Below are 10,869 nucleotides of genomic sequence, written 5' to 3' on the forward strand. Positions count from 1 at the left end.
GCCCCCTTCCCTTCTTTTAATAAAGGGAAGGGGGAGCAAATTGTGCCGCTTTGCTGAGTTTTAGCCTTACATGTCAATAAATTTTATTTTTTTTCTAAATCTTTGTGCTCTCTGCGGTTGTTTTTGGTTGCGGCTTTGCTGCCTTAGAGGTTTAGGAGAGGAATTATGTCGTCACAAAGGGGAGGCATGCGTTTAACAGAGGAAGAATTTTAATTTTACAGACCGATTTTGGCGGGCAGGCGATGGGAAATGACATTCCCTGTTTTAGCCCACACAACTTAATCCCTCTCCTGAAAATCGGGGCGAGGTGGGAAAACGGTGCTGAAAGGAAGTTGTTTTCAACACCGATAAAACCATGTTAAATGTTTGATCTTTAGCCCGAACGATTTCCCCAAACAGTGTAAGGGATTTCTCGCCCAGATAAATCGGGGGATCGAAATGACACATCGGCACGAGGCCTCACAAAGTGCCATTCCTTCGCTCTACCAAAAGTCTCGAGCTGAAGCTCGAGTTACGATGCGCATAAAGCCAACTAACTGTCATTTCGACCAATGCATGGAGCGAAAGCGATGTGCAGAGTGGAGAAATCTTATGGCCAGGTATCGACCCTAAAGGTATCATTCCGGCCGAGCACAGGCGAGAGCCGGAATCTCTTTGATCATGTAAGGGATTCTTCTCCCGCTGAAGCGGGAGAAGAATGACATGCCGGCACCTGCCCTTCACTAAGTGTCATTTCGACCGAAATGTGAAGCGTAAGCGAAACGCTGAGTGGAGAAATCCTTATTGGCCTTTACAAGAGTCCCGAGCTAAAGCTCGAGTTACGTCTGAAGCGGGATTCAGAATGAAAGCTGCTCGTGTCCTGACCACCTGGTCACAATTGGCCCTTTCACAAAACAATTCGTATTTCGTAATTTTTAATTGTAAATATGGATAATCGCACGACTCATTTTCTTTTGTGGATTTTAACTCTGGTGTGTTCTCATTGTTTGATTCATTAATCCGCTCATCTGCCTTTCACACTAAATTTTTTTTCTCCACATCCGATTTTGATCTATATTAAACAAAACAGATGATTACATTAAGAAGTTATGAAAAAAGAAAAGACGCATGAAGAGGAAGTCCTCTCTTTAATCGGCTCCGATTTCGAAATACAACGCGGCAAGCCATTTCCTTTTGGAGCCAGCATTGTCCGCGGAGGCATTAACTTTGCCGTTTATTCGCCTTACGCCCAATCGGTCTGGCTTGTGTTGTACGATTTGTGCAAACAGGAACCGGCCATCGAATTTCCGCTGGACTCCAAGTACAATCGAACCGGTCATGTGTGGCACGCTTTTGTTACCGGTCTTGATCATGGAGTAAAGTACGGCTTTCGGGTGCGGGGTAGCAGTCCCCACAATCCCATTGACGAACGCATTGTTTTGTTAGATCCTTACGCGCGCGCTATCTGTGGGGGGCAAAAATGGGGGCATCCGGTTAAGATCGAGCGCGACGGCAAAAGACACACCTTTCGCATCTCTACCATTCCCCGCAACCATTTTGACTGGGGATTGGACGCCCCTTTGAACAGGCCTTTAAAGGACACCATAATCTACGAATTACACGTCCGGGGTTACACCATTCATTCCTCATCGGGAAGCAAGAAGCCGGGCACCTTTTCGGGCTTAACCGAAAAAATACCATACCTTAAAGAGTTGGGCGTTACAGCCGTTGAACTGATGCCTGTAACCGATTTTGATGAGACCGCCAATGAGCGCATTAATCCTAAAAATGGTAGAAGATTGCTGGATTTTTGGGGTTACAACCCGATCTCCTTTTTTGCGCCAAAGGCAGCCTACGCAGCCAAAAGCCAGAATGAGAACGCCATTTTGAACGAATTCCGTGAAATGGTAAAGCAGTTTCACCAGGCCGGTATCGAAGTCATTCTGGACATGGTCTTTAACCACACCGGCGAAGGCGGTAAAGACGGGCCGGTTTACCACTTTAAAGGCTTTGACAATCATGTGTATTACATGATCGATGCCCGCAGCGGAGATTACCTCAATTTTTCCGGGTGTGGCAACACGCTCAATTGCAACCATCCTGTGGTGCGGGATATGATTCTGGACAGCTTGCGCTATTGGGTCATGGAAATGCATGTGGATGGTTTCCGATTTGATCTGGCCTCCATTTTGGGTCGCGGTCGAAACGGTGAAATTCTAGCCAATCCTCCGCTCATTGAACGCATTGCTGAGGACCCGATTCTGGCCAAAACCAAACTGATTGCCGAGGCCTGGGACGCAGGCGGTTTGTACCAGGTAGGCGATTTTCCCCATTTTCAGCGCTGGATGGAGTGGAACGGCCGTTACCGCGACGACGTGCGGCGTTTTATCCGCGGCGATCGGGGCATGGTGGGCGCCTTTGCCACCCGTCTGTTCGGCAGCGCCGATCTGTACCAGGATGATGGACGCGAACCTTACCACAGTGTGAATTTTGTGACCTGTCATGATGGTTTTACCCTGCAAGATTTGGTCTCTTACAATCAGAAGCACAACCTGGAAAATGGCGAAGACAATCGCGATGGCAGCGATCAAAATTTTAGCTGGAATTGCGGCCATGAAGGCCCTTCTTCCGAGCCTGGCATTGTCCAGCTGCGCAACCGACAAAAACGCAATTTTCTGACGGCCCTGCTCCTCTCTCAGGGGGTGCCCATGCTGCTGGCCGGCGACGAATTCGGGCGCACACAACAGGGCAATAATAACGCTTACTGTCAGGATAACGAAATCAGCTGGGTCAACTGGGCCTTAGCCCAACAGAATAGTGACCTGTTGCGTTTTACGCGCCTGTTGATCCATTTCCGGAAAGAGAACGATCTGTTCCAGCGCGAACGATTCGAAATTCGCCAGATTGACGGCGAGCCCGAAGTGAGCTGGCACGGTTTAAAGCTGAACCAACCGGACTGGGAAAATCCCGAAACTCGCTGGCTGGGCGTTCTTTACAGGGGAGCAACCCGCCTGAATCAGAAAGATGTTTACCTGATGTTCAATGCCAGCGATCGCCCGCAGACCTTTGAATTACCCAGGGTAAAAGGGGGACGCTCCTGGCATGTGTTCATAAATACGGCTGCCCAACCGCCGGCAGATATTTTTGAGAAGGGGCACGAACCGCCCTTAAAAAAACGGCATTTGATCCTGCAGCCTTTTTCATCCGTCGTGTTAATTGGAAGGTGAAGATGAAATTTCGCACAGAAATAGAGGTGCAAAAAGCCAGACTGACCATTGATCACCGTCATCCCATCGTGACCATGGGCTCCTGTTTTGCTGAGAACATAACGCACCTGCTCAAAACACGCTTCTTCGATGTTCTGGAAAATCCATTTGGTGTGCTGTACAATCCGCTTTCTATTGCCCGGGCTCTGCGTTTCATCATGGGAAATAAAACTTTTGAGCAAAAGGATTTAATCTTTCATCAGGATGAGTGGCACAGTTTGTGGCACCACAGTACATTTTCACACCACGATGCCCGGCACTGCTTATCCCGCATCAATCAGGCACTGCACGAAGCTCACCAATTTTTAAAAAAGGCCCGCTGGCTGATCATCACCTTTGGTACGGCTTTTGTTTATGTTCATCAAAAACGAAAGACGATTGTGGCCAATTGCCACAAAATACCGGAAACAGAGTTCGAGCGCCGACTGGTTTCGGTGACAGATATTGTCCGGGAATGGTCGCAACTTTTACACGACCTGCGGCAATTCAATGCGCAATTAAATGTGATCTTTAGCGTAAGCCCCATCCGCCATTTGCGGGATGGTCTCGTACAAAACCAGAAGAGTAAGGCCACTCTGATCCTGGCCACACATCAACTGCTTGAGACCGGAGACAATCATTTTTATTTCCCGGCCTACGAAATCCTGCTCGATGATTTGCGTGACTATCGTTTTTACGAAGCGAATTTAACGCATCCCAACCAACAGGCTGTGACTTACATCTGGGAAAAATTCCAGGACATGTTTTTTGAGGCGGAAACTCTGCAGGTCGTCAGAGAAATAGAACGTTTTAACAAACGCCTTGCGCATCGGCTGCGCAATCCACAGTCGTCCGGCGCCCATCGATTCCTAGCCGAAACCGAACAACAACGTCAGCAGCTTTTACAAAAATACCCCTATCTTAAAGAGCGCCACTTTTAGTTTTTCCTCACCGCGCCATTTGTGAACTTTATGGCTTGCATTGAAACTAATTATTGTTCAAATTTGAATTATGGAATTATTCTATGCTGAACCGGGATCCATCAGGGACGATCTGGCAACCCTGGATGACTTTGAGCGTAAACACGTACAAACGCTGCGCAAAAAAGAGGGAGAAAACATCCACTTTACCGATGGAATGGGCCATCATTACACCGGTACCATTGCTACGCTAAAACCACACTTAACGGTGCAGATCATAGAAAAGGAGAAGATGCCAATTGTCTCCCCTACGCTTACCCTGGCCTGCGCTTTTATCAAACAAAATCGTCTGGATTTCATTCTGGAAAAGGGAACCGAACTGGGAGTGGGTCATTTTATCATTTTCAGAAGCGATTATTCCAACTATTTCAGCGCAAACCAGGCGCGTTTCAAGAAAATAATTCGCCAGGCTCTCAAGCAGAGCTTGCATTTTTACTTTCCATCGCTTACTTTTTTACAGTCGTTTCAAGAGTTTTTAACGGCAGCCGGAAATTTCGAAATAAAATTGGCTGCCATCGACCGTACCTATCCGGCGCTAAAAGAGGTGGTTAAGGCAATTGAACCCAAGCAAGCGCTGTTGTTGGCCATTGGGCCGGAAGGTGGCTTTAGCGCGAGTGAAATTTCTGAACTGGAGCAAAATGGCTTTAGGGGATTTTCACTGGGAACGAACCGATTACGGAGCGAGACTGCAGCCATTTCGGCCATTTCGTTCATAAAGCAATACATCTAAACCAATACAGGAGGTGCGCCTTGTCATTAGAGGATTGTGTATTTTGTCAGGTACTGGAAAAGAAATTACCGAGCAAAATGGAATACGAAGACGATGAAGTAGCTGTGTTCTGGGACATCAATCCGCAAGCGCCTGTTCATCTACTCATTGTACCCAAAAAACACATACCCAATGTCTCTTCCTTTACAGATGACGATAGCTACCTGTTGTGCAAGATGTTACAGGTGGCGCGGCAAATAGCCAAAAAGTTGCATCTGGAAGAAAAGGGATTTCGGCTGGTGGTTAACGAAGGGAAAGACAGCGGGCAAAGTATTTTTCACGTTCATGTGCATTTGCTCAGCGGTCGCCGTTTAATGTGGCCTCCAGGTTAATCTTAAGCCGCTGCAAGGCGGCTTTTTACTGTGCTTGAAAATGCTAATGAGCCGGGGAAAGGTTAATCTTTTGAAACTGACTTTTATTAAACAGATTCTTTTCGATGCCGACGACACTTTATGGGAAAACAATGTCTATTACATTAAAGCCACCAATGATTTTCTTGATCTCCTGGTGCAAAAAGGTCTGGATCGCCAGAAGCTGCAAAACGAGTTTGACGAGCTCGAACTGTGGGTGGTAAAAGAACGCGGCTACGGCAGCCACAACTTTGTGTACATTCTGGAAGTGCTTTACGAACGCTACCAGAATCTCATCGACTATCGGCAGTTTAAAGCCATTGTCGATCGATTTAAAGCCCATCCGCGCAATCCTCAATTATTTGAAGGCGTTTTGGAAACACTCCATTTTTTAAAAGATAAATACGCTCTCTATGTAATGACCAAAGGCGATTTTAAGGAACAGGAACAGAAAATCATCAATGCCGGAATCGATGAACTGGTAAATGGCTATTTTATTGTACCGGAAAAGGAAGACGCCGTGTACCGGCAAATATTGAAGCAACACAATTGGAAAGCGGAAGAAACGTGCATGGTGGGCAACAGTCCAAAATCCGACATTAATCCGGCACTACGTGTCGGGATGTACGCCATCTACATTCCCTATTCCAATACCTGGAAGCTGGATTTCGAAGAAATTGAGCCGGTTGAAGGCCGCTATTTTAAGGTGGAACGCTTCAGGGATTTAATCCACTATTTTTCATAAACCAGCTCTGCCTGGATCACATCGCCGTCAATACCAGAAGTTCCATCCAGATAAACCACCACTTTGGTATGGTTACTCTGATTTTCAATATTGCATTTAACGCGCGAGCTATCGCGAATAAAAATTTCAACTTTACGCTTATCCTGTTCCTTACTCTTACCCTTGATGACGATGCTACCCAGAATCTGCGACCTGTGTTCCAGAAAGATGTCGCCATTGGTGGTTTTAACATCGCCCAGGACGCGCGCCCGGGCTAAACGAATCGAACCGTTAATCGCGCTGACATCTTTTGTCACAACGGCCTGCGGTTTGATGGTGACCGAACCATTGATCACAGTAATACCTTCCAGCACTCTGGCGCCTTTATCAATCAGTACCTGTCCGTTCACGGTTTTAATATCTTCCACCTGACTATGGGCCCCAAGTTCAATGCGCCCGTTAATCGATCGTAGGGCTCCATTGATAATACTATTTTCTCCAATGACAATATTTCCATTAACAGTGTTTAAATCCTTGTTAACTTTACTATTCGGTTCAACCGTAATACTCTCATTAATTTTTGCGGTACAGGCCAGAATGGCCAGAACACTGGTTAACAGTAATACAAGTTTTTTCATGACAGACTCCTCGTCTTTTTTTAAAAAGACGATTTCTTTTTCGTTTAGTTTCTAAAATATAATCAAAAAACGAAATATTCCCCAAAAAATTAATTTTTGCTGGGAGATTCAAAGAACGCTAAGGCGCAAAAAGATAATTTTAAATAAAATTACAAATTATTTTTTGAAAGGATTAATTGTTTCCAGACGGTGAGGGCTCGTGCCGCCCTGCGTGGGCAATTTCGAATTTCTAAATTTTTTGTAAAACGTCATGTTGCTGCAAAAAGATGGGGACAACCGGTGTCAACTGTCATTCCGTCCCTGCGGGACATTGAATTAACCTGTGCTCCATTCATCTCACCAACAATTAGGGACTTTTTTGTCAATCCCATCGTAAACCGTTGAAACGGTTTCCTGTTTCGGCCTGTTGGGAAAATCAATGTTTATGTGTTTCGTTTTTCCCGCCGTTGAAACGGCGGGCTATGATCATTTCGTCCCTTCGGGACTTTTACAGTGCGTAAACCGTTAAAACGGTTCCTGCGCAAGATTTTACAATGGAAGTATCGAAGTATCCTACTCCCCCTTTGTCAAAGCCCACACCAGCCGCTTGAATATGCTATTTTCTGGTTTCATTTTATTCAAGAAAATAGTAAATTGTTTTTGTACATGAAACATGAACATTGCCAAAAGCGGAGGTTATGATGAAAAGAGATTTCATTTCCATAGCAGATTATTCACAACAGGAACTCCTGGAAATATTTGATTTAACCAGAGAACTAAAAGAAAAAACCAGGCGGGGTGAAGAACATCATCTGTGCAAAGGGAAAACCATGGCCATGATTTTTGCCAAACCCTCTGCCCGCACACGTATTTCGTTTGAAACGGGCATGTACCACTTAGGTGGTTACGCGCTCTATTTAAGTCCCAATGATATTGGCATAGGTAAACGCGAAGCCGTTAAGGACATTGCACGCGTGGTTTCCCGCTACAATGACATTATCATGGCTCGTTTGTTCGATCATGCCCACATGCTGGAACTGGCCGAATACGCCTCAGTACCGGTGATCAATGGCTTAACCGATTACAATCATCCCTGCCAGATCATGGCCGACATTTTTACGGTTCTGGAAAAACGGGGGCATCTAAATGATCTCAAGATTACCTACATTGGCGATGGAAACAATGTGGCCAACTCCTGGGTCAACCTGGCCTCCAAACTGCCCATGCATCTAGTAATCTGCTCGCCTTCGGGATTTGAGCCGGACACGGAAACTCTTACGCGTGCTCACGATTCTGGAGTTAGCAAAATTGAAATCGTACACGACCCAGAAGTAGCCGTTAAAGAAGCAGATGTGGTTTACACCGATGTCTGGGCCTCTATGGGCCAGGAAAGTGAAGCCGAAAAACGGCGCAAAATTTTCATGCCATATCAGGTGAATGCCCAATTAATGGCTCATGCCCGTAAAGACGCCCTGGTCATGCATTGTCTGCCGGCCCATCGCGGCGAAGAGATTACGGATGAGGTGCTGGATGGTCCCCAGTCCATCGTTTTCGATGAGGCCGAAAACCGCATGCACGTTCAAAAAGCGATTATTGCCAAATTGCTGTGCAACGCCTGATTGCTTTGGAAACCTCCAGGAATTCCCTTTCCGGAGGTTTTCTTTGTTTTTTCCCTCCTCCTTAATCCAAGTACCACAGTCAAAACCACGTATTAATAGGTATTTTGTAAATCTGGAAGCTTCACCAGATGAATTGTTGCCAATCTAAAGTCCAACACAGGGGCTGAGGAATCCATTCCACCCTGGGCCTTTCCCCATCGACCGCTTTGCAAGAGCAGGATCTGGAAACCGGAGCAAATTCCGAAACCCAAACATGATATTTCAAATACCTTCTCTGTCCCGCTGAATTCTGCTGTATCCAACCTGTTTGATTCCAGAGCCGGACAACGTAAGATTCAGGATACCTTGTAATAATTTTTACTACACAAAAATCACAATTTCTTACCTTTCGCATCTGTTTTTACTTTTGTAAATTATATCAATAAAGTATCAAGATTGGCTGAACATGAAAAAGAGGCAATCGCAAATCACATCCATTTTTTTGTTGCGCTTTGTAAAAACACACTAAAATCATCTCACTATTAGGAGGTCGTTATGAATAGTTTTGTTGAAAATTTGATGGCCGAAGTCAAGGCAAAAAACCCGAACGAACCTGAGTTTCATCAGGCAGTGTTCGAAGTAGCCGAATCTCTTGCTCTGGTTTACGAGCGCCATCCCGAATATCGCTCGGCCAAAATTTTGGAACGTATCATTGAACCCGAACGCGTGATCATGTTCCGTGTTCCCTGGCTGGACGATCAGGGCGAAGTGCAGATCAATCGCGGTTTCCGGATTGAAATGAACAGCGCTATTGGTCCTTACAAAGGCGGTCTCCGTTTCCATCCCTCGGTTAACCTGGGTATTCTAAAATTTTTGGCCTTCGAGCAGGTTTTCAAAAATAGTTTAACCACATTGCCCATGGGCGGTGGAAAAGGCGGCTCCGATTTTGACCCCAAGGGCAAGAGCGACAATGAAGTCATGCGTTTTTGCCAGAGTTTCATGACCGAGCTGTTCCGCCATATTGGCCCCAATACCGATGTTCCGGCTGGCGATATTGGCGTTGGCGCCCGCGAAATCGGTTACCTTTTTGGCCAGTACAAGCGCTTGAGAAATGAATTTACCGGTGTCTTGACCGGCAAAGGCATTAATTGGGGAGGCTCTCTGATTCGACCTGAAGCCACCGGTTACGGCTCTGTCTATTTTGCGGCTGAAATGGCTGCCACGCGTGGCGAAACCCTGGAAGGCAAAGTTTGTCTGGTTTCCGGTAGCGGCAATGTAGCCCAGTACACCGTTGAAAAATTGCTTCAATTGGGCGCTAAGGTCGTTACCCTGTCTGACTCCTCCGGATTCATTTATGATGAAGAAGGCATTACGCGTGAAAAATTAGATTTTGTAATGGAACTGAAAAACTTACGTCGTGGACGGATTAAAGAGTACGCGGAAGAATTTAAGAGCGCTGTTTACACGCCACGCGATCCCAATCTGGATTACAATCCCATGTGGGATATTAAAGCCGATTGCGCCTTCCCCAGCGCTACGCAAAATGAAATCAATGGCAAAGATGCTGAAAACATGGTTAGAAATGGCGTGTTCCTGGTTAGCGAAGGCGCCAACATGCCCACTACCATCGAAGGCGTTAAAGTTTTTCTGGATCACAAAATTCTCTACGGCCCGGGAAAAGCAGCCAACGCCGGCGGTGTTGCTGTTTCCGGTTTAGAAATGGCACAGAACAGTATGCGTCTGCCCTGGTCGCGTGAAGAAGTAGACAACCGTCTGCATCATATCATGAAGAACATCCACAAAACCTGTGTGGAAACGGCCGAACGCTACGGCACACCTGGTAATTATGTTAATGGCGCCAATATTGGCGGCTTCTTGAAAGTGGCCAACGCCATGCTGGATCAGGGTGTCGTTTAATCACCTCTACGAACGCCAAAGAAGGGGGCATTACGCCCCCTTTTCTATTTTAGACTTCTCTTTTCTATTCTTCCAAATGAACAATGCTGTACAACAAAGTTTCCCACCGAGAGGGACGAACCCAAATTCCCCTCCTGGGAGGGCACGCCCAAAGTCCCCCTCCTGGAAGGCGTTAGGGGTGGGTTCTTTTCAAAAGAAAAAAGAAAAAGGAAAAAAGAAGTAAGATTAAAGATGAAAGATTAAAACCATGGTTGGTTTTGCTGGTTTTAAATGGTTTTGACCCACCCCTTAGTCCCCTCCGGAGGAGGGGAGACAAAAGTTTCCATCCTGGGAGGGGCAAACATCGAACTCCACCGGCAGCCAGCAGCAAGGATTAATCCACCTCAGATAATCTACAAAAAAACAACACAATCAAAAATGGCCGGAAATCCCGGCCATCTGTGCAGTACTTTTTCAGCACACCAGTTTCAAGCGCTTAAAACTCTGCTTGATGAATTAGCAGCGCTTAAAACATTTAGATATTAACGAGCGAAACTCAACGCACTTGCATTCGCTTTCTCATCATTCAATTTCTTGAGTCCACTCTAAAAAGGTATTATTATCGAATTTTATTTAAATTTGCCTATTGTTTTTATTTAAATTACATCAAATATCTTCGTGTTAATCCGTGAAATTCGTGGTTTTTATACT

The 10,869-nt window shown here is 45.9% G+C and carries 8 protein-coding genes; 7 read left to right on the forward strand and 1 reads right to left on the reverse strand.

Annotated features, from left to right (window positions below):
* Positions 1-1,088 precede the first annotated feature (1,088 nt).
* From glgX to ACWB0I_RS08770, 5 genes are all read left to right on the forward strand, one after another.
* A complete protein-coding gene (gene glgX, locus ACWB0I_RS08750; RefSeq protein WP_479387676.1) occupies positions 1,089-3,206 on the forward strand; it encodes a glycogen debranching protein GlgX in 2,118 nt (705 codons plus the stop codon).
* 2 nt (positions 3,207-3,208) lie between these two features.
* Entirely contained in the window at positions 3,209-4,165 is a 957-nt protein-coding gene (locus ACWB0I_RS08755; RefSeq protein WP_479387677.1) for a GSCFA domain-containing protein, read from the forward strand.
* A gap of 70 nt (positions 4,166-4,235) precedes the next feature.
* Positions 4,236-4,934: an RsmE family RNA methyltransferase gene (locus tag ACWB0I_RS08760; RefSeq protein WP_479387678.1), complete on the forward strand. Its 699-nt coding sequence runs from the start codon at positions 4,236-4,238 to the stop codon at positions 4,932-4,934.
* Between the two features lie 20 nt (positions 4,935-4,954).
* The gene (locus ACWB0I_RS08765) at positions 4,955-5,305 is read left to right on the forward strand and encodes a histidine triad nucleotide-binding protein (protein WP_479387679.1); all 351 of its coding nucleotides are present in this window, start codon (positions 4,955-4,957) and stop codon (positions 5,303-5,305) included.
* A 46-nt stretch (positions 5,306-5,351) separates the two neighbouring features.
* A complete protein-coding gene (locus ACWB0I_RS08770) occupies positions 5,352-6,068 on the forward strand; it encodes an HAD family hydrolase (RefSeq protein WP_479387680.1) in 717 nt (238 codons plus the stop codon).
* Here the strand turns inward: ACWB0I_RS08770 and ACWB0I_RS08775 are convergent.
* A complete protein-coding gene (locus ACWB0I_RS08775; RefSeq protein WP_479387681.1) occupies positions 6,056-6,685 on the reverse strand; it encodes a DUF4097 family beta strand repeat-containing protein in 630 nt (209 codons plus the stop codon). The genes ACWB0I_RS08770 and ACWB0I_RS08775 overlap by 13 nt on opposite strands.
* Positions 6,686-7,362: 677 nt before the next feature.
* On the opposite strand from ACWB0I_RS08775, the gene argF reads away from it, so the two are divergent.
* Both argF and gdhA read left to right on the forward strand, forming a co-directional pair.
* Positions 7,363-8,283 (forward strand): ornithine carbamoyltransferase, encoded by a 921-nt coding sequence (gene argF / locus ACWB0I_RS08780; protein WP_479387682.1) that lies wholly within the window; start codon positions 7,363-7,365, stop codon positions 8,281-8,283.
* A 534-nt stretch (positions 8,284-8,817) separates the two neighbouring features.
* Entirely contained in the window at positions 8,818-10,179 is a 1,362-nt protein-coding gene (gene gdhA / locus ACWB0I_RS08785) for an NADP-specific glutamate dehydrogenase (protein WP_479387683.1), read from the forward strand.
* The last annotated feature ends 690 nt before the right edge of the window (positions 10,180-10,869 follow it).

The organism is Caldithrix sp., assembly GCF_056497305.1.